This is a genomic window from Bradyrhizobium aeschynomenes (assembly GCF_013178945.1).
GTDB classification, from domain to species: Bacteria; Pseudomonadota; Alphaproteobacteria; order Rhizobiales; family Xanthobacteraceae; genus Bradyrhizobium; species Bradyrhizobium aeschynomenes.
This window is the reverse complement of the sequence record NZ_JABFDM010000002.1, coordinates 845,314-867,077: the sequence shown is the minus strand read 5'-3', so window position 1 is coordinate 867,077 and position 21,764 is coordinate 845,314. Positions and strand designations below refer to the sequence as shown.

The following is a 21,764-nucleotide window of genomic DNA, read 5'->3' as shown; positions in this document are numbered from 1 at the left end:
ACCGGTCAACCACGTTTCGACTGGAAAGGAATTCGCGCTTGTTCCGCTAGTTGCGACAGGTTATTGCCACCGAGAGGCCTCATCTTAGAAGAAACGGCTCTCGTGCTCTCGACCCTGTCGCATATCATCGATCGCAAGGCCTCGAACCGGCTGGTCACGCGGCTGCGGGCACTGCTGCGCAGCAACGAGTTCTACCTGATACCGCTGGCGCTGGTGATCGGCGTCACGACGGGCGGAATCGTGACGGTGATGAGCCTGATCGCGCAGCTCGCCCATATGATCATCTACGGCATCCCGATCGACGTTCGGCTCAGCGCCAACGCCTGGGTCAATCCGGTGATTGCGCTGATCGCTCCGGCTCTCGGCGGCCTCGCGCTCGGCCTCATGGAGTGGCTGCGGCGGCGCTGGAAGATCGCACCTGCCGTCGACCCCGTCGAAGCCAATGCGCTGCGCGGCGGACGGCTGTCGATGCGCGACAGCATCGTGGTGAGCGGGCAGACCCTGGTCTCCAACGGATCCGGCGCCTCGGTGGGACTGGAGGCCGGCTATACCCAGATCGGCGCCGGTGTCGCCTCGCTGCTCGGACAGTACCTCACGCTTCGCCGCAACGATCTCCGTCTGATCCTCGGCTGCGGCGCGGCCGCGGCGATCGCAGCCGCGTTCGGCGCGCCGATCACCGGGGCGTTCTACGCCTGCGAGCTGATCGTCGGCGTCTACTCGGTCGGCAGCGCTGCTCCCATCCTGGCCGCCTCGCTGGCCGGCGCACTGACCTCGCAGTACCTTGCAGGCGCGCCGTACTCGCTCGAGATTCAGAAGGTCGGTGCCGTCGGCTTCGAGCAATACATCGCGCTGTTCGTGCTGGCGCTGGTCGTCGCCGGCATCGGCATCATGGTGATGCGCGCCTCGCCCGCGGTGGAGCGGCTGTTCGTCCGCATTCCGGTCTGGCTGCGCCCGGTGATCGGCGGGGTATGCGTCGGAGCCATGGCCATCGTGACGCCGCAGGTCCTGGCGGCCGGGCACGGTGCGATGCTGCTCGACCTGCATCGCGAGATGGCGCTCGGAATGATCGCCACCATCATCGTGCTGAAGCTCGCCGCCTGCCTGATCTCGCTGGCCTCGGGCTTCCGCGGCGGCTTGTTCTTCGCATCGCTGTTCATCGGCAGCCTGCTCGGCAAGCTGTTCGCGGGTCTGCTCGCGCTCGCAGGACACGGGCTCGCGCTCGATCCCATGGTGGCGATGCTGACGGGCATGGCCACGCTGGGGGTGGCCATCGTCGGCGGGCCGCTGACGATGTCGTTCCTGGTGCTGGAGATGACCCGCAGCGTCGACGTCACGGCCGTGGTGCTCGCCGCCTGCATCGTGACCTCGGTGTGCGTCCGCGTGCTGTTCGGGCACTCGTTCTCGACCTGGCGCCTGCATCTGCGCGGCGAGACCATCCGCAGCGCCAACGATGTCGGCTGGCTGCGCAATCTCACCGTCGAGCGTCTGATGCGCTCCGACGTCGCCAAGGTGCCGACCACGACGAGCATCGCCGCCTGCCGTCGCGAGTTCGCACTGGGGACGCGCCAGGCGGTGGTGGTGGTGAACAACAGCGACGATTATTGCGGGCTGGTGTCGCTGCCCGATCTGTTCTCCGGCGAATTGGACTCCATCGCCGACGAGATCCAGGTGGTCGAGCTCGCAAAATATTTCGAGGTCGCGCTGTTGCCCGAAATGAACGTCAAGACGGCGATGAAGATCTTCGACGATTCCGGCGCCGAGGTGCTGGCGGTCCTGGAGTCGGAGAACAGCCGCAAGGTGATCGGCTTCCTGACCGAGTCGTTCGCGCGCCGCCGCTATGTCGAGGAGATCGACCAGGCGACGCGCGGCGTGCTCGGCGCGCTGTCGTGATCGCGTCACATCGCCGCGACACGTGATCTCCGGGCCGGGACCAGGGTAGGCTGCCGGCAGCTTGGGGCGCGCGAGGACGGCATGATGAAACGGATGATTGCGGCCATGTTCGGCACGGTGCTCGCGACCGCTGCTGCAGCCGAGCCTGCTGTGCTCAAGGGCAGGGACGCGTTTGGCAGCTGGCAGAGCGACATGCCCGGCACCATCAGGCTGATCCGCCCCGAGGACCTGCCCAAGCCCGGTGCGACAGCCTCGGCCGCCAACGTCTCGCGCGTGGTGCAGCGCCCGGCGTCGGCCGTTCCCAGGGTTGCGGATGGCTTCAGGATTGCGCTGTTCGCCGACGGCCTGAGCGGGCCGCGCATCATCCGCACGGCGCCGAACGGCGACATCTTCGTCGCCGAGACCCGGGCCGGCCGCGTCCGCGTGCTGCGTCCGAGCGAGGACGGCAGCAAGGTGGTTGCGAGCGAGATCTTCGCCGACCGGCTCGGCCATCCCTTCGGCATCGCCTTCTATCCAAGTCGCGATCCGCAATGGATCTACGTCGCCAGCACCGAGCGCGTCATGCGCTTTCCCTATCGTGCCGGCGACATGAAGGCGTCCGGTTCGTTGCAGGTGGTCGTCCCCGATCTGCCCGCCGGCTACGGCCATTCCACGCGCGATATCGTGTTCACCCGGGACGACAAGCGCATGCTGGTCTCGGTCGGCTCCGCCGGCAATGTCGGCGAAAATCTGGGCGAGCCGGCCGGCGGGCTGGCCGCCTGGATCAAGGCGCATCCGCTGGGCGCGGCCTGGGGCGGGGAGAGCGACCGCTCCGGCGTGCTGGCCTTCGATCCCGACGGCAAGAACCGGAGCCTGTTCGCGACCGGCATCCGCAACTGCGTCGGCCTCGCCATCCAGCCCGCGACGGGCGTGCCGTGGTGCTCGACCAATGAGCGCGACGGGCTCGGCGACGATCTCGTGCCGGACTATGTCACGCGCGTGAACGAGGGCAGCTTCTTTGGCTGGCCATGGTACTACATGGGCGACAACCCCGACCCCCGTCATGCCGGGGAGCGCCCGGACCTCAAGGGCAAGATCACGGTCCCCGACGTGCTGCTGCAGCCCCATTCGGCTTCGCTCGGGCTGACCTTCTATGACGGCACGCTGTTCCCGCCGGAGTATCGCGGCGACGCCTTCGCGGCCGAGCACGGCTCCTGGAACCGCTCGAAGCGCACCGGCTACAAGGTCATTCGCGTCCGGCTGAAGGGCGGAGTGCCGACTGGCGAATACGAGGACTTCGTCACCGGTTTCGTTGTCAACGACCGCGAGGTTTGGGGCCGGCCGGTCGGCGTCACCGTGGCACGCGACGGCAGCCTGCTGATCTCCGAGGATGGCAACGGCACGATCTGGCGCGTCAGCCGCTGAGCTTCCGGCGCAGGAACCTCCGCATCCAACGGCGGTTAGGAGCGGGGTTGAACGCCGGAAGCCTGCATGAACATCTTCGATCCGAAAGGACCGGTCGCCGCCGCGCAGCAGACGATCCTGATCGACTCCGTCATCATCATGCTGGCGATCATCGTCCCGACCTCGATCGCCGTCCTCGCCTTCGCCTACTGGTTCCGCAGCTCCAACGGCAAGGCGCGCTACCGGCCCGACTTCGCCTATTCCGGCGCGGTCGAACTCGTGGTGTGGTCGATCCCGGCGCTCACCGTGATCCTGCTCGGCGGCGTCGCCTGGATCGGCTCGCACGAGCTCGATCCGGGCAAGCCGGTCGAAGGCACCGGGCTGCCGATCCGCATCCAGGCGGTCTCGCTCGACTGGAAGTGGCTGTTCATCTATCCCGACCAGCGCATCGCGACCGTCAACAGTCTCACGGTGCCGATCGGTGCGCCGCTGCGCTTCGAGCTCACCTCGGGGAGCGTCATGACCGCGTTCTTCATCCCGCAGCTCGGCGGCATGATCTACACCATGAACGGCATGGTGACGCGGCTCAACTTGCGTGGCGATCATGTCGGCACCTACAGGGGCCTCGCCTCGCATTTCAGCGGCGACGGCTTTCCCGACATGATGTTCGACACTCACGTCGTGTCGCAGCCCGACTTCTCCAACTGGGCCGCCAATACGGCCAAGACCGACCGGGTGCTGGACGAGGCGAGCTACACGCAGCTCGCAGTGCAATCCGTGGAGAAGATGCCGAAGGTCTATCGGCTCGGCGACCCCGAGCTTTTCGGCAAGATCGCCAGCCAGAAGATTCCGCCAGCGCCGGGACCGCAGCTCAGCGAGAACAAGTCGCGACCGGAAGGTGCAGCCTCTCATGCCCGCTGATCTGTTTGCAGCCGGAGTGATCCGATGTCGGTGACCACCGTCACGCAGGCGACTGCCTATGCCGATCCGCATCATCTGCGCGCCGCCGAGCACGACGGACCGGCGCCGAAGCGGATCGTGACCGGATTCGGCTTCTGGATCTTCCTGCTGTCCGACATCGTGATGTTCTCGTGCTTCTTCGCGAGCTTCGCAGTGCTGTCGGGCGCCACGGCCGGCGGCCCAGGCGGTGCCGAGCTGTTCGACATCGGGAACGTCGCGCTCGAGACCGGCCTGCTGCTGCTGTCGAGCTTCACCTGTGGCATGGCGAGCATCGCCGCCGACCGGCACAACCGGCTCTGGTTCCAGGTCGCGATGGCCGTCACCGGACTGTTCGGCGCCGGCTTCCTGCTGCTGGAAGTGCGCGAGTTCGCGGAGCTGGTCGGACGGGGCGACGGACCGAGCCGCAGCGCCTTCCTCTCGGCGTTCTTCACCCTGGTCGGCTGCCACGGCCTGCATGTGGCCGCCGGCATTCTCTGGCTGCTGACCATGATGGCACAGGTCGTGGCGAAGGGATTTCGCGCCGACATCGAGCGCCGCATCCTGTGCTTCGCGCTGTTCTGGCATGCGCTCGACATCATCTGGGTCGCGGTGTTCTCCGTGGTCTATCTGCTCGGGAGTGCGACATGAGCGACCATGCCCAGGAGTTCGACGATCGCGGCGACCTCGCACCCGGCGAGCAGCAGCATGGCGATCTGCGCTCGCGCATCCTGTTCTACCTCGCCGGTCTCGGGCTTGCGGTGCTGCTGACGGCGACCTCGTTCTTCATCGCCGGGACCAACCTCGTCTGGCAGCCCTCGATCCCGGTGGCGCTGATCGTGCTGGCGATCGCGCAGATGGGCGTGCACCTCGTGTTCTTCCTGCACATCACCACAGGGCCGGACAACACCAACAACGTGCTGGCGCTCGCCTTCGGACTGCTGATCGTCCTGCTCGTCGTCGGCGGCTCGCTGTGGATCATGGCGAACCTCAACCACAACATGATGCCGATGGATCAGCTGATGCAGATGCAGCACTGACATCCTGCTGTCCTCCGGCCCCGTGGTGAGGGGAGGGTCACTCGAAGTCTTTCCTGAGCTCCTGGATCGCTTCGCTTGCGCTCGCGATGACGGAGTTTGTCGAGCTTTCGGTGCCCGCCACGGCCGTCATTGCGAGCGCGGCGAAGCAATCCAGGGGCCGCACGAACGGTTTCGATTGCCCCGGCGCCAGCGCGCCTTCATCACTTTTTCGCCGCGCGGCAATTGAAGGCTCGGCGGAAGCCGGCGGCGCGGGCGTCGTCCTCGGAGCAGAACCAGCGGTCGGGCTCGGTGGTCGCGGGATAGCTCGGGCAACCCTGCAAGTGATAGATCCCGATATTGCCGGTGACGCGGGCGCGTACCGCGAACTTGCCCTTGATGGTGCAGCCGGGCGGCGCGCTCGGCGCATCCGGGAACAGCACGGCGCGGATCTCGCGGTCGCGGTCGGCGCGGCAGGCGGAGCCGAGCAGGGCGCCGTCCTTCTTGTCGGTGCGGAACTCGGCCGGCGCGACGAAGCAGCCTTTCCAGAGGCCGCGCAATGCCTCCCTGGCCGCCGTGACATCGTCCTTGGCGCGATATTTCGTGCCCGGGTCGGCGCTCACGGCATAGCCCGCGCGCGCGACCTGCTGGTTCAGGCTGACCTTGTCGCCATCGATGGTGCAGAGCCCGATCTTGCGGGTCTTCAGCGGCTTGTCCGGACCGAGATCGTCGCAGCGCACCGAGCGTCCGCCAATCAGCTTGCCGAGCTGCTCGCGCGCCTCGACGCCGCAGCTCCAGGGATCGGCGCGGTCGTCGATGCACAGCTGATCGACCTCGGGTGCATCGATGCCGTCCAGTCGATACACGATGTCGCCGAGCTGGATCGTATCGCCGCTGCGCACCGTGGCGCTCGCAGCCAGCGCGGCCCCGGTCATGCCGGCCCCGATGACGATGGCTCCGCACAACGACAACAGCCGGTCTCGCAGCCGCATGGTTCCTCCCGCAATCACAATCATGAAATATCCGATTGAAGTCCTATCACATCGAGCATGAGTCTCGCCAAGGGCCGCCGGGTTCGGCACAAGTGCCCCGTCTTGCACTGGAGCGGCCAGCTACCCATCTGACGTTACGAAGGAATTACATCATGCTGGATTTCACCTCCGATGTCGCCGGCGACGCCCTGTCGCCGGCGCAAACGTCTCCTGTTGCCCCGGCCGATGACCGGGTGCTGCTCGACGCCTATTCCAACGCCGTCATCGACGTCACCGAGCGCGTCGGTCCTGCCGTCGTGCGCGTCGAGACCGGGTCCAGAGCCGGCGCCCGCGCCGAGCGCGGCGGGCTCGGCTCGGGCATCGTGATCTCGCCGGATGGACTGGTGCTGACCAACAGCCATGTCGTCGGCGCCTCCAAGGCCATCCGGCTGCGCGATGTCGAGGGGATCGTCACCGATGCACAGGTGCTCGGCGTCGATCCGGACACGGATCTCGCGCTGCTGCGCGCCAATCATGCGCGCGATCTGCGCTACGCGTCGCTTGGCAATTCCAAGAGCCTGCGGCGCGGCCAGCTGGTGGTCGCGATCGGCAATCCGCTGGGCTTCGAATCGACCGTCACGGCAGGCGTCGTCTCCGCGCTGGGCCGCTCGATCCGTTCGGTGTCGGGCCGGATGATCGAGGACGTCATCCAGACCGATGCCGCGCTCAACCCCGGCAATTCCGGCGGCGCGCTGGTGTCGTCGGCCGCCGAGGTGATCGGCATCAACACGGCCATCATCCAGGGCGCGCAGGGCATCTGCTTTGCGGTCGCCAGCAACACCGCGCAGTTCGTGCTGTCGGAGATCATCCGCCACGGCTATGTCCGCCGCGCCTTTATCGGCGTCTCCGGCCAGACCGCGCCGGTGCCGCGGCGTCACGCCGTGCTCGCCGGCGTCGACAACAAGATGGGCGCGCTGCTGATGCAGATCGAGCCGGATGGCCCTGCGGCGCGCGCCGGCCTGCTGCCGGGCGACGTCGTGATCAAGCTCGACGGCGTCGACATCAACGGCGTCGACGACCTGATCCGCGTGCTCGACCGCGACCGCATCGGCCGCACGGTGGCGATGGACGTGCTGCGGCTGGGCCGCCTGCGCGGCATCGACATCCATCCGGTGGAGCGCAAGCCGGCGGCACGGCAGGCGTCCTAGTTTTTGCGGCACCCAGAGCTGTCGCCACAACCTCCGTCGTCGTCCCCGCGAAAGCGGGGACCCATACCCCCAGAGAGTGGTTTGAGGCAGTCTGGTCATTGTCTTTTTGCCCAACACATCTGCTGCGGAGTATGGGTCCCGGATCGGCGCCGTGACGCGCTGGCGCGCGTCGCGGCTTGTCCGGGACGACGGCGGTGGTTTTGGCGGCGATACGGGTCAAGCGGCGATGAGCATGGCATCTCGTTCTCGCGGCTGATGACGCCCGAGTTGTTCGCTTCGTTCGTCCCTCACAAACATGCAGAGGGCGCAGGGAATGCCGGGTGAAGGCCTCACCCATGGCCCGCCTGCGGAAAGAATGCAGGCGGCAGGTACCACAGGCAAAGCCGTCTCAACCGGCATTCCCTGCGCGATGGGTTTCACGCTTATACGCAGTCTCCCTGGTGCGCCGGCTTGTTGGCCACCATCCCCGACCCCATGCGCTCGCATTGTGCCAGGTTGATACCAGCTTCGGGGTATCAGGACGCTGCGACTTCACGTCCGCGAGCGATCGTTCGTCCGCGCCCTCGCTGCCGAGGGACGCTGCGATATCTCGCGGCCACCGCATCCCCGCCTCGCGTGTCGTGACGATCGCGCGCAACGCCCCATCTGCTTGAGGCGGGATGCGGGGAGATAATCATGATTTCAGAAAAATAGCAAGGAAATTATTTTTATCGGAAGTCGATGCGGGTTGACGGAGAGGCCGACTGTCAGTGGAAGGGGCCTGCCTTGCTGGTGAGTTTGCTTGCCCGCAAGGACGCTGCAGGACGATCGCAAGATCTATCCTCCGTCATTCCGGGGCGTGCGCAGCACGAACCCGGAATCCATCTCGCCGCTTGACCAGTGGCCCGATGGATTCCGGGCTCGCCCCTGCGGGTGCCCCGGAATGACACCGTTGTTGTGGCGCCGGACCCGGCTCAATCCAGAAATCATGGATGAACGCACCGCCTCATCTTTGACTGACGGCGATGCATCTCGGTGTTCGTTGCATGCGATGGCGGCCCAATAAATGGGCTGAGTTTCCTGTCGAATGCGCCTGCTCAGCAAGCGGGCAACTTTGGCGATCGAACCAACCTATTGAACTAGTTACTGCTTCGCGGCCGCCGTCACCCTCTGCCCAATTGTACACAATGGCATAGCGCTTGCTTCGTCTCTTGCGACGCATTTTCGCGGGGAGGCACGCGGCGACATGGCGAACCCAGCTGCATCGGCAACCGCAACGATCATCGCCGAACCGGAGCCGATCACGCTCGATCTCTCCAAGACCGCGCTCGTGATCATCGACATGCAGCGCGACTTCATGGAGCCCGGCGGGTTCGGCGAGACGCTGGGCAATGACGTGTCGCAGCTGGCGCGCGCCGTGCAGCCGATCGCCAATGTGCTGGCAGCGGCGCGCAACACCGGCATGCTGGTGATCCATACGCGCGAAGGCCACGAGCCGGATCTCTCCGACGCGCCGCCGGCCAAGGTCGAACGCGGCGCGCCGTCCCTGCGCATCGGCGATCCCGGACCAATGGGACGCATCCTCATCCGCGGCGAGGCCGGGCACGACATCATTCCCGCGCTCTATCCCATCGACGGCGAGGTCGTGATCGACAAGCCGGGGAAGGGCGCGTTCTACGCCACCGAGATGGGCGACGTGCTCAACCATCACGGCATCGAGAACCTGCTGGTGTGCGGCGTCACCACCGAGGTCTGCGTCAACACCACCGTGCGCGAGGCCAATGACCGCGGCTATCGCTGCGTCGTCATGTCCGACGGCTGCGCGTCCTATTTCCCGGAATTCCATGAGATGGGCCTGAAGATGATCAAGGCGCAGGGCGGCATCTTCGGCTGGGTCGCGGACTCCGCCGCGGTGCTGAAGGCCATGAGCTGAGTAAGAGCTGAGAGACGAGTCGAGACCAACGAGTTCGATCATGTAGTCGCTGACGGCAAACAGGGGAGCAAGGCGATGAGCGGAAGCGGGACGGCAAGCTCGGTCAAGGCAGACTTCAAGCCGGTGCTCTGGACACCCGGAGACTGGAACGCGTTCTTCGGTTTCGGCACCAACATCCTCGTCAACATGCTCGTGCTCACCGGGCTGCTGCGCTTCGTGCTGAAGATGCCGGACAGCCTGGTGTTCGGCCGCATCCTGCCGGCGCTCGGCCTGATGATGTGCCTGTCGACCTTGTACTACGCCTATCTCGCCTATCGGCTCGCACAGAAGACCGGACGCAGCGACGTCTGCGCGCTGCCCTCGGGGGTCAGCGTGCCGCACATGTTCATCGTCACCTTCGTGATCATGCTGCCGATCACGCTCAAGACCGGCGATCCGCTGAAGGGCTGGTCGGCGGGCCTCGTCTGGGTGTTCTTCCAGAGCTTCATCCTGATGATCGGCGGCTTCATCGCGCCCTACATCCGCAAGATCACGCCGCGGGCGGCGCTGCTCGGCACGCTCGCCGGCGTCTCCGTCACCTTCATCTCGATGCGGCCGGCGCTCGAGATGTACATGACGCCGCAGATTGGCCTCGTGTGCTTTGCGATCATTCTCGTCAGCTGGTTCGGCGGCGTGAAATATCCGAAGGGTCTGCCGGCAGGCCTCGTCGCGATCGCGGTCGGCATGATCATCGCCTGGGGCTCCAATTTGTTCGGCCTCGGGCTCGGCGGTCTCAGCGTCAAGGGTGTGGGTGATGCCTTTGCGAGCTTCGGCTTCTCGGTGCCGCTGCCGGCGTTCGGCGCGGTGTTCTCCGGCTTCGAATATCTCGGCATCATCCTGGTGACCGCGATCCCGTTCGGCATCTACGACCTCGTCGAGGCGATGGACAATGTCGAGAGCGCGGAGGCCGCGGGCGACGAATATCCGACCACGCGCGTGCTGACCGCCGACGGCGTCGTCAGCCTGATCGGCTGCATGATGGGCAACCCGTTCATCAACGCCGTCTATATCGGCCATCCCGGCTGGAAGGCGATGGGCGGCCGCATCGGCTATTCGGCGGCGACCGGCCTGATGGTGATCGTGCTGTCCTGGCTCGGCATCATCTCGGTGCTGCTGGCGCTGGTGCCGGTGGTCGCGATCTCGCCGATCCTGCTCTACATCGGCATGCTGATTGGCGCGCAGGCGTTCCAGACCACGCCGGTCAAGCACGCGCCGGCGATCGTGCTCGCCTTCACGCCGCATCTCGCCGCCTGGGCCAAGCTGCAGATCGACACCATGCTGGCCTCCACGGTGACGGCGGCGCAGGCGGTCGGCGGTCTCGCCGCGGACAAGGTCGATGCGGTGAAGACCGCGGCGATCGCGGCGCTGCCGCAGCAGGGCGTGCTGTATCACGGGCTGGAGGTGATGGGCGGCGGCTCGATCCTCGCAGGCCTCGTGCTCGGCGCCATCGGCGTGTTCGTCATCGAGCGCGACTTCACCAAGGCGGCGGCCTTTGCGCTCGCCGGTGCCGTCATGACCTATTTCGGCTTCATGCATGGCGAGGCCGTGGGCATCGGCGGCGGCTTCGGCGTGACGCCGGCGGTGGCGCTGGCCTATGTCGTCGTCGCGGGCGGGCTGTTCTGGCTGGGGCGGCTCGGCATGTCCGAGAGCTACGTGCCGCACGCCGACATGCATGCGGCGCCGGCGGAGTAGCGGCGCACTCGTCATAGCGTTCAGAGCCGGCGGGCTCACCGCCGGCTCGGCGCCTCAGGCGGCGGGCCAGTCGAGATAGTAGCGCAGCAGCGCTTGCCCGGCCGGCGACAGCCACTCAGGCGCACCGGTGATGTAGCCCTCGATCAGGCCGCCGGTTCCGATCAGATAGGTGATCGGCATCGCCGGCAGTGCGAAGGCGGAAGCATCCGGATCGGTCGGATTGGTCGCCTGCGCATGCGGATCGGCAAAGGAGGCGCGTGGCATCGCGATCTCCTGGGCGTAGCGGCGGATGCTCCTGATGTCGCGGCGGTCGGTGCAGATGGTCCAGATGTCGAGGCGCTGTAGCGGGCTGCGTTCGAGCGCGGCCAGGGTCCGCAGATCGGTCTTGCAGGCCGGGCACCAGGTGGCCCAGAAATTGACGAGAGTGACATGCCCTTCCTTCGGCGCGACCATGGCGTCCTTGCCGCTCATGTCCTGCAGCCGCAGCGGCGCCGCGGCCCTTCGCGGGCGCACCAGAATGAACTGGCTGCGGCCGGAATCGAGCCGCGGCGGATCCGGCTGCTGCGCGCGGACGGACCACGGCAACAGCAGGCCGGCGCCGAGCGCGAGGCTCTGCCGCAGCCACCGGCGCCGCGTTGGGAGGGCGTCGTCGTCAGCCATGAACGTAGGCCCAGCCCTTCATTTGCAGTTCGATCGTCCGTCCGATGCCGAACGGCACCAGCCGGGCGCCATCGATTAGCTGGATCGTCAGGTTTTCCCGGCTCTCCGCGATCGATTTCGACGATGCGCACATGCTGAACACGATGGTCGGAATCATCTGGCGCAGCGCCGCGAGCGGCTCCTTGAGCGGGGATTTGTCAGCGCGAAATACGTCAATGCCGAGGCCGTTGGCGACCACCTCGATCGGCGGCACAGCCTGTCCCTTGCCGGTGAAATGCCGCGACAGATTGCCCGAATAGCTGATCGCGTGGCCCATCACATGCGGGTCATTTCGGTCGATCAGGATGACGATGCCGGCGCGAGGCTGGGCGACGGCCGGCACGGCGGGGGCTGGAGCGCCGAGGGCCGTCGCGCCAGCGAGGAAGCCGCGGCGCGACACTGGTGCAACAGATTCGCTCATGGTCTTCCTCCGTGTCGCGAGCAAGGGACGGCCCTGACCTCGCCGGGGCCGTCGGTTGTCGGCTCAGCCGCGCGGCGCGATCGGCGCCTTGCCGTTGCGGCCCCATAGCACGAACAGCGACAGCGCCAGCAGCACGATGTTCAGCGGCGTCACCGCGCCTTCACCGCGCGAAAGATGGAAGACGAAGGCGAACACCTGCAGGGTGGCGCAGCCGAGGGCGGCCAGCACGGTCAGGCGCGGCATGATGCGGGTCAGCGACGGCAGCAGGATGCCGAGGCCGCCCGCCAGATCGATCAGGCCGATGATGCGGACGAAGGTCGCGGAATGATCGCCGGTCCACGGCATCATCTGCGCCAGCTCCGGAATTGGCGTGAACAGCTTTGTCACGCCGGCGAAGGCGAACAGGGCAAAGAGCAGGGCCTGTGCGATCCACAGGCCGATGCGCAGCGCCAGCGAGGGCTGTAGCGGAAGGTCGTTGGTGGTCGTCGCGGACATCAGGGGTCTCCGAGATTGAATCCTGCGGCCGACATTGATGATTTCGTCCAGTTTGATCATTATGCTTGCCGTTGAAGCATTGTTTCCTCTGGGTTGATGATGGATACGCTCGTCAGTATTCGGGTATTCTGCCAGGTCGCCGAGCTCAAGAGCTTCGCGGCCGCAGCCGACCGCCTGAGCCTGTCGCCGGCGATGGCCTCCAAGCACGTGATGCAGCTGGAGCAGCGGCTGTCGACGCGGCTGCTCAACCGCACCAGCCGGCGGGTCGGCCTGACCGAGGCCGGCCAGGTCTATTTCGATCAGGTGCGTCCGATGCTGGATCAGCTCGACGAGGCCGAGGCCGTCGTCAGCAAGGCGACGGTGATCCCGCGCGGCACCTTGAAGGTGAGCGCGCCGGTGTGGTTCGCCAATGCGCTGTTCGCCGGCACGCTCGCGGCCTACCGCGCGCGCTACCCGGACGTCGTGATCGATCTCGATCTCAGCGGCCGGCTGGTGAACCTGGTCGAGGAGGGGTTCGATCTCGCGCTGCGCGTCTCGGCGACACCCGGAGATGGACTGATCGCCCGGCCGTTGGCTCCGGTGCTGATGCAGCTCGTGGCGTCGCCGCGTTATCTCGCCGCGGCAGGGCTGCCGAAATCGGTGGCCGATCTCAACGGCCACGCGATGCTGAAATATGCGCTGTATCCGCTGCGGACGGTCACAGTATCCGGTCCCGAGGGCGAGGTGGCGCTGACCTTCAAGGACGTGCTGATCAGCGGCAACGAGACCCTGCTGCATCACGCGGCCGTCGCCGGCATGGGCATGGCGGTGCTGCCCCGTTGGCTGATGGCCGACGACCTCGCCGCCGGCCGGCTGGAACCGGTGCTGCCGGATCTGCTGACGATCAAGGCGCCGCTGATGGCGGTCTATCCCAGCCGCAAATATCTCTCCGCCAAGGTCCGCACCTTCATCGATTTCATCGCCGCCGATCCGCTGATGAAGCAGGCGTCGGAGGGACCGCCGCCGGTGATCGACGCGACGGCGGCGGGCGGGAGGAAGAGGCGGAACGTGGGGGCGTGAGGAGAGGGAGGATGTTTGTCCGGGTGATCCGAGCTGATGACTGCCCCTGCCATAGGAGTTGTCGCCGCGCAACCGGTGCGCTCCCTCTCCCCGTTCTTACGGGGAGAGGGTCGGGGTGAGGGGCAGCCGCACGGGCGGTGCAGATTCTGAGATCTGTTCCAGACGGAACATATACTAGGTAGTACTTTCGCTAACAGCGCGGAGTCGACGTGCCCGTCCGATGGGCCGCATTCTGAGCTACTTATGTGCCATGCCCCTCACCCGGATTGCTGCGCAATCCGACCTCTCCCCGCAAAGGGCGGGGAGAGGTTGAAGCGCCCGCGCTGATAGCGGCTTCTGCTCAGAAGCACTAGCTCAAGGCCTTACCGCCGGGGCGTCGATCGTCATGCCCCGCGCGCGCGACATCAGATACAGCTCCAGCGCGATCATGTCGGGCGCGTCGAAGTCGAACGCCTGCGCGCGGACGCCGGTCATGCAGCCGCGCAGGCGGCGCTGCAGCGAGCCCATGCCCTGCCACTCCAGTCGATAGATCGGATAGCCGGTCGGTTGCCCCTGGGTGATGGACGAGCCCGCGAGATGCTTGTCCCAATTGTCGTCGTGGCAATTGGCGCAGGCGAGGTTGAGCTGGCCCTGCCGCTGGACGAACAGCTCGCGGCCGCGCGCGAGGAACGGCGTCAGCCGCGGATCGCCGCCGGCGGTGATCGGCATGCCGCGCGACTGCCTGGCGATCAGCGCCGTCAACGCGAGCAGCTCGCGGCTCTCAGGCGCAAAGGCTTCCGCCTCCTGGTGCTGCCCGCGGCAGAGATTGACGCGCTGGCCGAGATCGACCGGCGCGGCGCTGGCGGCATTGAAGGCGGGATAGCGCGCGGCGACGCCCTTCATGCTGACGTCGACCGCGCCATGGCAATCGTTGCAGGATTTGTTGGCGGCGCCGGCCTTTGTCGTCCACAGCGTCTCCCCGTCGAGCACCGACAGCATCGCGGGATTGGCAGTGTCGTCGTCCTGCATCGCCTTGGTCTCCGGCGACATGAAGTCGTAACCGGAGCGGCGGTCGGCGGTCGCGATCTCGCCGGCCAGCGCGGGCAGCGCTGCGCCGAGCAGAGCCACGGCGAGGAGGGCGCGCGGCGTCATTCGACCGTGATCGCCGCCGATGCGGTGGCGACGAAGCCGTTGTCGCCGATCCATTCGAATTCGAACTTGCCGCTCTCGCTGGCGGTGGTGAAGAACGACAGGAACGGATTGGCGGCGATGGCGGGATAGAGATCGGCGCGGAAGATTTCGGCGCCGTTGAACCTGCAGGTGAAGCTGGTGATGATGTCGCGCGGCACGACCTCGCCCGCGGCGGTATGGCGATAGCCCGGCTCCATGACGTGACTCATCAAGGTCTTGATCTCGATGACGGCGCCGCGCCTGGCCTTGGCGGGCACGTTGACGAGGGCAGCGGCCATCACGGCATCTCCTCGGTGCAGGCGGCGAGCGTGACGATGACGTCGACGGTCGCTGACCAGAACGAGCCGTCGGACAGCTTCGCGATGGCGACCACCTTCTGCGTGTCGGCGAGCCGGATGCGGGCCGTGACCTGGGCGCGGCCGGCGCTCGGCGCGAGGAAAAAGTTCGCGACGTTCGGCTGCGGGTTCTTCTCGTTGAAGACGTGGATGCTCTTGACGAAGCTCTCGGGCGTCATCGGGTGATCGACGCTGACCGTCATCGGCACGGTGTTGCCGTTCTCGACCAGCGGCGGGATGTCGAGCCGGACCTTGCCGGCCTGCACATGCGCTTCGCCGACGACATTGCGGATGGCGGATGCGAGCATGGCCGGCGTCGCCCGCGCCGGCCGCACGGTGATCAACGGCAGCGCGCTCGCGAATGTGCCGGCCAGTTGCAGCAGGTGGCGGCGCGAGAGGTGGAGAGGTTCGAACATGCTGTCCATATGGTCTCACTCGCGCAGGCTCGCGAGATAGGCGACGATGTCTTCGATCTGCTCGGCCGACAGGATCGGCTTGTCGCGCCAGGCGGAACCGACGCGGGTCAGGCCGTCGATGCGGTAGTAGGACGGCATGATCGTATCCGGATTGAGCCTGGAGGCATCGACGAGGCGCAGCCGCAATTGCGGGATCGTCGATCGGCTGCCTGCGCCGGCGAGGCTGGGCGCTAGATCGCCCTGGAAGCGTGCCTCCGGAAATGGGCCGGAGTGGCAGAGGATGCAGGTCGAGCTGCGCGCCAGCACCAGCGCACGGCCGCGCGCGGCATCGCCGGGCTGACCGGTGAGGGAGTCCGGGATGCCGTCCCCGCTGATCGTGTACGGCTTCAGATCCTGCGCGACGACGAATGCGGGCAGGGCGGCGACGAGCATGGCCATGAGCCGGCTAGCCGAACGCATCATGGGTCAGCGCCTTGAACCAGGCCGTTGCAGCGTCCGCTTCGGCCGCACGCGTGCTGCGCGGGGCTTCGAGCGGGCTGGTCCTGCCGCCCTCCACCTCGGCGAACAGATCGCCCTTGGGCTGATAGACGCCCGACAGCGAGAACGCGTAGCCTGGCGCGACGGTGCTGTAGCACACGCCGGTCAGTGGCGGCAGCTCCGCGTGCCGTCTGATTAGGTCGCGCGTGATCACCGCCGCGCAGGCCTTGCCCTGCGCCTGCGCCGCGCCGGCCGATTTCGGAATGCCGCCGCCGAGACAGGCATCGCCGATGACATGGACGTCCGGGACGAGCTTGGAGGCGAAGGTCGCGGCGTCGATCGGGCACCAGCCGGTGCGGTCGACAGCGCCGGCGATGACAGCGATGCGGCCGGCCTTCTGCGGCGGGATGATGTTGGCGACGTCAGGATTGTAGTTGCCGAATTCGGTGATCACGGTGCGCGTGCCGACGTCGACGCCGGTCACGCGGCCGCCCTGCGACAGCGCGATGCGCTCGATCATGCCCGGGTAGAGCTGTTGCCACGCCTGCTCGAACAGCTTCTGTTGCGAGAAACTGTCCTTGGCGTCGAGGATCAGAACCTTCGACTTCGGCTTGTGGGTCTTGAGATAATGCGCGATCAGGCTGGCGCGCTCGTACGGCGCAGGCGGGCAGCGCGAGGGATTGGCCGGTACTGCGATCGCCACCGTGCCGCCGTCGGGCATCGCCTCGATCTTCTGGCGCAACAGCACGGTCTGCTCGCCGGCCTTGTAGGCGTGCGGCATGACAGCGGAGGCCGCCTCGTCGTAGCCTTGCAATGCCGTGAAATCGATGTCGATGCCCGGCGCGAGTACGAGTCGGTCATAGTCCAGCGTCGTGCCATCGGCGAGCGTTACCTTGTGCGCGGGCGCATCGATCGCGGTCGCGGCTTGCAGCATCACCCGCACGCCGTCGGCCACGATCCGGTCGTAGCCGAACTGCTGCGCGCCGATGTCGCGCAGGCCGGCGATGACCTCGTTGCTCTGAGGGCAGGAGGTGAAGGTCTTGTTGGCTTCGACCAGCACGACGTCGAATTTCTCATCGGCCTTGCTCAGCGCGCGGGCGCAACTGGTCCCGGCGAAGCCGCCGCCGATCACGACGACGAACGCGCCCATTTTCGCGCGCAGCACGGCAGGGGCGGCGATCATCGCGACGCTCGCCGCGATCAGGCCGCCGACTTCTCTGCGCGTGCGCGGTCGGGTGAATGTCATGTCTTCAGAATAGCACGGCGGCAGCCATTGGTCCCAACGGCCGCCGCCTTCTGATCATGCGAAGGTGATGTTCTGGTCGCGCAGCGGCACCGAGCGGATGCGCTTCCCCGTCGCGGCGAAGAACGCGTTCAGCACGGCAGGAGCTGCCACGCCGATGGTCGGCTCGCCGACACCGCCCCAGAAGCCGCCGCTCGGGATCATGATCGATTCCACCTTCGGCATCTCGGCGATGCGCATCGAGTTGTAGCTGTCGAAATTGGTCTGCTCGATCCGCCCGTCCTTCACCGTACAGCCGCCATAGAAGAGCGCCGACAGGCCGTAGACGAACGAGCCCGCGATCTGCCGTTCGACCTGCGCCGGGTTGACGACGTAGCCCGGATCGGTCGAGGCGACGATGCGGTGGACCTTGATCTTGGTGCCGTCGATCACCGAGATCTCGGCTGCGCCCGCGACATAGCTGCCATAGCCGTGCAATTGCGCAAGGCCGCGATAGACGCCCTCCGGCGCCGGCGTGCCCCAGCCGATCTTCTCGGCGACGGCGTTGAGGACGGCGAGATGCTTGGGATTCTTGCTCATCAGCTTGCGGCGGAACTCCAGCGGGTCCTGGCCGATGGCGTTGGCGAGCTCGTCCATGAAGCATTCGAGATAGATCGCGTTCTGGTTCACGTTGACGCCGCGCCAGAAGCCCGGATTGATGTGCGGGTTGCGCATCGCATGCTCGATCAGCAGATTCGGCACGGAATAGCCGATCGTCGCCTCGCCCGAGGGCGCGAGCCCCTGGAAGGTCGCGGGGTCCTTGCCGTTGACCAGCGCATCGGGGCGCAGGCTGAACAGGATCGACTGGCCGGAGATGCGCATGTGCAAGGCTGTCAGGTTGTTGTCGGCGTCGAAGCCGCCGGTCAGCTTGCACTGCGTGATCGGATGATAGCGGCCATGCGTCATGTCCTCCTCGCGCGACCACAGCAGCTTGATCGGCGTGCCCGGCATTTCCTTCGCGATCTTCACCGCCTGACGGACATAGTCGGTCTGGCCGCGCCGGCCGAAGCCGCCGCCGAGGATCAGCTTGTGCACCTCGCATTTGTCGGCCGGCAGGCCTGAGGCTTCCAGCACCGCGGCGAACGCCGCCTCGCCGTTCTGCGTGCCGCACCACACCTCGCAGCGATCGGCCGTATAGAGCGCGGTCGCGTTCATCGGCTCCATCGTGGCGTGGTTCTGATAGGGATAATTGTAGACCGCCTCGACCTTCTTCACCGCGCCAGCCAGCGCGGCCTTCGCGTCGCCGTTCTCGTTGCCGACGAAGGCCGGACCGGACTCCAAACCTTCCGCCAGCCATTTGCCGATCGACTCCGACGAGACCTTCGCGTTCGGGCCTTCGTCCCACACGATCGGCAGCGCATCGAGCGCCGTCTTGGCGTGCCACCAGGTGTCGGCGACCACGGCGACCGCCGTGCCGTCGACGGTGACCACCTTCTTGACGCCCTTCATGCCGGCGATCTTGGCCTCGTCGAAACTCTTCAGCTTGCCGCCGGTGACCGGGCAATCCTTGATCGCGGCGTTGAGCATGTTCGGCAGCTTGATGTCGGCGCCGTAGACCATCGCGCCGGTCACCTTGTCGGCGGTGTCGAGCCGCTTCACGCCCTTGCCGATCAGGGTCCAGTCCTTCGGGTCCTTCAGCTTGACGTCGGCGGGCGGGGAAAGCTTCGCGGCGGCTTCCGCAACCTTGCCGTAGGTCGTGGTCTTGCCCGAGGCCTTGTGGGTGATGACGCTGTTGGCCGCCGTACATTCCGCGGCCGGCACTTTCCATTCGTCGGCGGCGGCCTGAATCAGCATCATGCGCGCGGCGGCGCCGCCCTTGCGGACATAGTCCTGCGACGATCGGATGCCGCGGCTGCCGCCGGTGGAGAAATCGCCCCAGACGCGCTTGCGCGCCACGTTCTGACCGGGTGTCGGATACTCGGTCGTCACCTTGCTCCAGTCGCAGGCGAGCTCTTCCGCGACGAGTTGCGCAAGGCCGGTCAGCGAGCCCTGGCCCATCTCGGAGCGGGCGATGCGGATCACCACGGTGTCGTCGGGCCGGATCACGACCCAGGCATTGACCTCGGGCGAGCCATCGGCGGCGCGCACCACCTGCGGCCCGCCGAACGGGATGTCGAGGCCAACAGCGAGGCCGCCGCCGAGCGCGGCGGTGCCGATGACGAAGGAGCGGCGGTTGAGGCGCGGCGTCACATGCTGGTTCATGCCGGCCCCCTCAGGCGTTCGCCGCGATGTGGATCGCCTCGCGCACCTGCGCGAAGGTTCCACAGCGGCAGATGTTGGTGATGGCGTCGTTGATGTCCTGGTCGCTCGGCTTCGGATTATCCTTCAGCAGCGCGGCGACGGCCATGATCATCCCGCTCTGGCAATAGCCGCATTGCGGCACGTCGTTCTCGAGCCAGGCCTGCTGCACCTTGTGCAGGCCGTTGTCGCTGGCGAGCCCCTCGATGGTCGTGATCTGCTTGCCCTGCGCTTCGGAGACGGTGACGCCGCAGGAGCGCACGGCAGCGCCGTCGAGATGCACAGTGCAGGCGCCGCATTGTGCGATGCCGCAGCCATATTTGGTGCCGGTCAGTCCGGCGTTCTCGCGGATCGCCCACAGCAGCGGCGTGTCCGGCTCGACGTCGAGATTGAAAACTTTGCCGTTAATCGTCAGGTTTGCCATCGCAGATCCCTTTCGTTCAACTCGCCAGTTGAACTGCGGACCGCACTGTGGCGCGAACGTTGGAATCCTTCAAATCAAGAATATGCGTTTGCGGCGCGGAAGATTTGTGATGGGGCGGGGTTGTAGTTTGCTCGAACTCATCAGCCGCGCGGTGGCGCCACCGCCAGCCGCAGGAAACTCATCACGCTGCCGAGCGCCGCGAAGCCAGCGCCGAGTGCCAGAGCAAGGGTCGCGCCTTCACGGCCCGCAAGGCTGAAACACAATGCAGCCAGCGCCGCGCCGGTGGTCTGGCCGGTCAGCCGCGCGGTCGCGACGATGCCGCTGGCGCCGCCGCTGCGATGGGGCGGAGCGCTTGACATGATGGCCTTCATATTCGGCGCCTGGAAGAAGCCGAAGCCGATGCCGCAGATCAGCATCCGCCAGACGATGTTCGGGATGCTCGGGTTGTCCGGCAGCGTGGCGAGCAGCGCCATACCGGTTCCGAGCATCACCAGGCCGATGCCGCCGAGCAGGCCGGCGGGAAAGCGATCCGACAGCCGCCCGGCGATCGGGGCCATGATCGTGACCGCAAGCGGCCACGGCGTCATGAAGAAGCCGGTCTCGACCTGCGAGCGCTGCAATATGTCCTCGAAATAGAACGGCAGCGACACGAAGCCGAGGCCCTGGACGGAGAAGGAGCACACCGCAGTCGCCGCCGACAGCGCGAACACGCCACGGCGGAACAGGTCGATCGGCAGCATCGGCGCGGGATGATCGGCCTGGCGTTGCGTCAGGATGATGCCGAGCACGAGTGCGCCAACGAGTTCCGCCACGACCATCGCCGGCGTCGCGCCATGCGCGGCGCTGCCGATGCCGGTGATGAACAGGCCGAGGCAGAGCGCGGCAAGGCCCGCGCCGAGAAAGTCGAAGTCGTGACCGGCGCGCGGCGTTGATGGCAGCATCTTCAGGCCGATGGCGATCGCGATCAGGCCGAACGGCAGGTTGATCGCGAACAGCCAGGGCCACGAGCCGAGCGAGAGAATGGCGGAAGCGATCGTCGGGCCGAAGGTGAAGGAGATGCCGACCACCAGGGCGTTGTGGCCGAGCCCGCGGCCCAGCATCTTGCCGGGATAGACGTAGCGCACCAAAGCGGTGTTGACGCTCATGATGCCGCTGGCGCCGAGCCCCTGCAGCGCGCGGGCGATCACCAATGTCGGCAGCGACCACGCCAGCGCACAGCCGACCGAGGCCAGCGTGAACAGCAGCAGGCCGCCGAGATAGATCCGCTGGTGGCCGACGATCTCGCCGAGCGCGCCGAGCGGCAGCAGGGTCGCGACGAGGGCGATCTGGTAGATGTTGACGACCCAGACCACCTCGGCCGGCGAGACGTGGAGATCATTGGAGATCGACGGCAGGGCGATGTTGGCGATGGCGACGTCGAGCGAGGCCATCGACAGCGCGGTGAAGATCGCCGCGATCGCCCAGGGCCGCTGGCTCGCGGGCAGGCCATCGGCCGGGCCGTCGCCGGCGAGCTTCGAAGCGTGGTGGCGGTTGGACATGGGGACCTTTTGGGCCTTTGATGCGCGCGTCTCCGATGAGCATGTACACGGGCACGGGCCGCGGCCCCAGCCGTCACGGGCGCATGGGCTTATGCGCGAGGGCGCAGGCGAGATGGCCGATGCTGCAGGAGCTACCCCGTCTTGCTCCGTCATTCCGGGGCAT

At 66.7% G+C, this 21,764-nt stretch carries 21 protein-coding genes; 9 read left to right on the top strand and 12 right to left on the bottom strand.

The window, feature by feature from the left end; translation table 11 throughout:
- Positions 1-102 precede the first annotated feature (102 nt).
- The 5 genes from HL666_RS08520 (at position 103) to cyoD (ending at position 5,249) form a co-directional block, all read left to right on the top strand.
- A complete protein-coding gene (locus HL666_RS08520; RefSeq protein WP_172180831.1) occupies positions 103-1,890 on the top strand; it encodes a chloride channel protein in 1,788 nt (595 codons plus the stop codon).
- Positions 1,891-1,974: 84 nt separating this feature from the next.
- The gene (locus HL666_RS08515) at positions 1,975-3,294 is read left to right on the top strand and encodes a PQQ-dependent sugar dehydrogenase (RefSeq protein WP_376698581.1); all 1,320 of its coding nucleotides are present in this window, start codon (positions 1,975-1,977) and stop codon (positions 3,292-3,294) included.
- A 66-nt stretch (positions 3,295-3,360) separates the two neighbouring features.
- The gene (locus HL666_RS08510) at positions 3,361-4,194 is read left to right on the top strand and encodes a cytochrome ubiquinol oxidase subunit II family protein (protein ID WP_172180829.1); all 834 of its coding nucleotides are present in this window, start codon (positions 3,361-3,363) and stop codon (positions 4,192-4,194) included.
- Between the two features lie 24 nt (positions 4,195-4,218).
- Positions 4,219-4,860, top strand: a complete 642-nt coding sequence (locus tag HL666_RS08505) for a cytochrome (ubi)quinol oxidase subunit III (RefSeq protein ID WP_172180827.1) — start codon at positions 4,219-4,221, stop codon at positions 4,858-4,860.
- Positions 4,857-5,249: a cytochrome o ubiquinol oxidase subunit IV gene (cyoD, locus tag HL666_RS08500; RefSeq protein ID WP_172180826.1), complete on the top strand. Its 393-nt coding sequence runs from the start codon at positions 4,857-4,859 to the stop codon at positions 5,247-5,249. The genes HL666_RS08505 and cyoD overlap by 4 nt, the downstream gene beginning before the upstream one ends.
- 200 nt (positions 5,250-5,449) lie before the next feature.
- Here the strand turns inward: cyoD and HL666_RS08495 are convergent, their stop codons facing one another.
- Complete coding sequence (locus HL666_RS08495; RefSeq protein WP_246739202.1) at positions 5,450-6,217, bottom strand: thermonuclease family protein; 768 nt, start codon at positions 6,215-6,217, stop codon at positions 5,450-5,452.
- Positions 6,218-6,369: 152 nt separating this feature from the next.
- Between HL666_RS08495 and HL666_RS08490 the strand changes: the two genes are divergently transcribed.
- The 3 genes from HL666_RS08490 (at position 6,370) to HL666_RS08480 (ending at position 11,047) form a co-directional block, all read left to right on the top strand.
- Positions 6,370-7,404, top strand: a complete 1,035-nt coding sequence (locus HL666_RS08490) for a S1C family serine protease (RefSeq protein ID WP_172111883.1) — start codon at positions 6,370-6,372, stop codon at positions 7,402-7,404.
- Positions 7,405-8,629: 1,225 nt separating this feature from the next.
- The gene (locus HL666_RS08485) at positions 8,630-9,316 is read left to right on the top strand and encodes a cysteine hydrolase family protein (protein ID WP_172180824.1); all 687 of its coding nucleotides are present in this window, start codon (positions 8,630-8,632) and stop codon (positions 9,314-9,316) included.
- 75 nt (positions 9,317-9,391) lie between these two features.
- On the top strand, positions 9,392-11,047 hold the full coding sequence (locus HL666_RS08480) for a regulator (protein ID WP_172111885.1): 1,656 nt from the start codon (positions 9,392-9,394) through the stop codon (positions 11,045-11,047).
- 54 nt (positions 11,048-11,101) lie between these two features.
- Here the strand turns inward: HL666_RS08480 and HL666_RS08475 are convergent, their stop codons facing one another.
- The 3 genes from HL666_RS08475 to HL666_RS08465 all read right to left on the bottom strand — a co-directional run bounded on the left by HL666_RS08475 (position 11,102) and on the right by HL666_RS08465 (position 12,662).
- Positions 11,102-11,707, bottom strand: coding sequence for a TlpA disulfide reductase family protein (locus HL666_RS08475; protein WP_172180822.1), 606 nt, complete (start codon positions 11,705-11,707; stop codon positions 11,102-11,104).
- Entirely contained in the window at positions 11,700-12,167 is a 468-nt protein-coding gene (locus HL666_RS08470) for a DsrE family protein (protein WP_172180820.1), read from the bottom strand. The genes HL666_RS08475 and HL666_RS08470 overlap by 8 nt, the downstream gene beginning before the upstream one ends.
- Before the next feature lie 63 nt (positions 12,168-12,230).
- Positions 12,231-12,662: a DoxX family protein gene (locus HL666_RS08465; RefSeq protein WP_172111888.1), complete on the bottom strand. Its 432-nt coding sequence runs from the start codon at positions 12,660-12,662 to the stop codon at positions 12,231-12,233.
- 99 nt (positions 12,663-12,761) lie between these two features.
- On the opposite strand from HL666_RS08465, the gene HL666_RS08460 reads away from it, so the two are divergent.
- Positions 12,762-13,721, top strand: coding sequence for a LysR family transcriptional regulator (locus HL666_RS08460; RefSeq protein WP_172111889.1), 960 nt, complete (start codon positions 12,762-12,764; stop codon positions 13,719-13,721).
- A gap of 354 nt (positions 13,722-14,075) precedes the next feature.
- On the opposite strand, the gene soxA is transcribed toward HL666_RS08460, so the two are convergent.
- The 8 genes from soxA to HL666_RS08420 form a co-directional block, all read right to left on the bottom strand.
- Positions 14,076-14,852, bottom strand: coding sequence for a sulfur oxidation c-type cytochrome SoxA (soxA, locus tag HL666_RS08455; RefSeq protein WP_172111890.1), 777 nt, complete (start codon positions 14,850-14,852; stop codon positions 14,076-14,078).
- The gene (gene soxZ / locus HL666_RS08450) at positions 14,849-15,169 is read right to left on the bottom strand and encodes a thiosulfate oxidation carrier complex protein SoxZ (RefSeq protein ID WP_172111891.1); all 321 of its coding nucleotides are present in this window, start codon (positions 15,167-15,169) and stop codon (positions 14,849-14,851) included. The genes soxA and soxZ overlap by 4 nt, the downstream gene beginning before the upstream one ends.
- On the bottom strand, positions 15,169-15,651 hold the full coding sequence (locus HL666_RS08445; RefSeq protein WP_172111892.1) for a SoxY-related AACIE arm protein: 483 nt from the start codon (positions 15,649-15,651) through the stop codon (positions 15,169-15,171). The genes soxZ and HL666_RS08445 overlap by 1 nt, the downstream gene beginning before the upstream one ends.
- Positions 15,652-15,657: 6 nt before the next feature.
- Positions 15,658-16,074, bottom strand: a complete 417-nt coding sequence (gene soxX / locus HL666_RS08440) for a sulfur oxidation c-type cytochrome SoxX (protein ID WP_172112155.1) — start codon at positions 16,072-16,074, stop codon at positions 15,658-15,660.
- Positions 16,075-16,087: 13 nt separating this feature from the next.
- Positions 16,088-17,365 carry an NAD(P)/FAD-dependent oxidoreductase gene (locus HL666_RS08435; RefSeq protein ID WP_172111893.1) on the bottom strand — a complete coding sequence of 426 codons (1,278 nt, stop codon included), beginning with the start codon at positions 17,363-17,365 and terminating at the stop codon, positions 16,088-16,090.
- 54 nt (positions 17,366-17,419) lie between these two features.
- Entirely contained in the window at positions 17,420-19,603 is a 2,184-nt protein-coding gene (locus HL666_RS08430) for a xanthine dehydrogenase family protein molybdopterin-binding subunit (RefSeq protein ID WP_172180818.1), read from the bottom strand.
- A 10-nt stretch (positions 19,604-19,613) separates the two neighbouring features.
- On the bottom strand, positions 19,614-20,063 hold the full coding sequence (locus HL666_RS08425) for a (2Fe-2S)-binding protein (protein ID WP_172180816.1): 450 nt from the start codon (positions 20,061-20,063) through the stop codon (positions 19,614-19,616).
- A 140-nt stretch (positions 20,064-20,203) separates the two neighbouring features.
- Complete coding sequence (locus tag HL666_RS08420; protein WP_172180814.1) at positions 20,204-21,601, bottom strand: MFS transporter; 1,398 nt, start codon at positions 21,599-21,601, stop codon at positions 20,204-20,206.
- Positions 21,602-21,764: the final 163 nt, after the last annotated feature.

What these genes read in the sequence shown, in the direction of transcription:
- HL666_RS08515 (WP_376698581.1), top strand. Translation starts at nt 1,975, where the DNA reads ATGAAACGGATGATTGCGGCCATGTTCGGCACGGTGCTCGCGACCGCT.
- HL666_RS08510 (WP_172180829.1), top strand. Translation starts at nt 3,361, where the DNA reads ATGAACATCTTCGATCCGAAAGGACCGGTCGCCGCCGCGCAGCAGACG.
- HL666_RS08505 (WP_172180827.1), top strand. Translation starts at nt 4,219, where the DNA reads ATGTCGGTGACCACCGTCACGCAGGCGACTGCCTATGCCGATCCGCAT.
- cyoD (WP_172180826.1), top strand. Translation starts at nt 4,857, where the DNA reads ATGAGCGACCATGCCCAGGAGTTCGACGATCGCGGCGACCTCGCACCC.
- HL666_RS08495 (WP_246739202.1), bottom strand. Translation starts at nt 6,217, where the DNA reads ATGCGGCTGCGAGACCGGCTGTTGTCGTTGTGCGGAGCCATCGTCATC.
- HL666_RS08490 (WP_172111883.1), top strand. Translation starts at nt 6,370, where the DNA reads ATGCTGGATTTCACCTCCGATGTCGCCGGCGACGCCCTGTCGCCGGCG.
- HL666_RS08485 (WP_172180824.1), top strand. Translation starts at nt 8,630, where the DNA reads ATGGCGAACCCAGCTGCATCGGCAACCGCAACGATCATCGCCGAACCG.
- HL666_RS08480 (WP_172111885.1), top strand. Translation starts at nt 9,392, where the DNA reads ATGAGCGGAAGCGGGACGGCAAGCTCGGTCAAGGCAGACTTCAAGCCG.
- HL666_RS08475 (WP_172180822.1), bottom strand. Translation starts at nt 11,707, where the DNA reads ATGGCTGACGACGACGCCCTCCCAACGCGGCGCCGGTGGCTGCGGCAG.
- HL666_RS08470 (WP_172180820.1), bottom strand. Translation starts at nt 12,167, where the DNA reads ATGAGCGAATCTGTTGCACCAGTGTCGCGCCGCGGCTTCCTCGCTGGC.
- HL666_RS08465 (WP_172111888.1), bottom strand. Translation starts at nt 12,662, where the DNA reads ATGTCCGCGACGACCACCAACGACCTTCCGCTACAGCCCTCGCTGGCG.
- HL666_RS08460 (WP_172111889.1), top strand. Translation starts at nt 12,762, where the DNA reads ATGGATACGCTCGTCAGTATTCGGGTATTCTGCCAGGTCGCCGAGCTC.
- soxA (WP_172111890.1), bottom strand. Translation starts at nt 14,852, where the DNA reads ATGACGCCGCGCGCCCTCCTCGCCGTGGCTCTGCTCGGCGCAGCGCTG.
- soxZ (WP_172111891.1), bottom strand. Translation starts at nt 15,169, where the DNA reads ATGGCCGCTGCCCTCGTCAACGTGCCCGCCAAGGCCAGGCGCGGCGCC.
- HL666_RS08445 (WP_172111892.1), bottom strand. Translation starts at nt 15,651, where the DNA reads ATGGACAGCATGTTCGAACCTCTCCACCTCTCGCGCCGCCACCTGCTG.
- soxX (WP_172112155.1), bottom strand. Translation starts at nt 16,074, where the DNA reads ATGCTCGTCGCCGCCCTGCCCGCATTCGTCGTCGCGCAGGATCTGAAG.
- HL666_RS08435 (WP_172111893.1), bottom strand. Translation starts at nt 17,365, where the DNA reads ATGACATTCACCCGACCGCGCACGCGCAGAGAAGTCGGCGGCCTGATC.
- HL666_RS08430 (WP_172180818.1), bottom strand. Translation starts at nt 19,603, where the DNA reads ATGAACCAGCATGTGACGCCGCGCCTCAACCGCCGCTCCTTCGTCATC.
- HL666_RS08425 (WP_172180816.1), bottom strand. Translation starts at nt 20,063, where the DNA reads ATGGCAAACCTGACGATTAACGGCAAAGTTTTCAATCTCGACGTCGAG.
- HL666_RS08420 (WP_172180814.1), bottom strand. Translation starts at nt 21,601, where the DNA reads ATGTCCAACCGCCACCACGCTTCGAAGCTCGCCGGCGACGGCCCGGCC.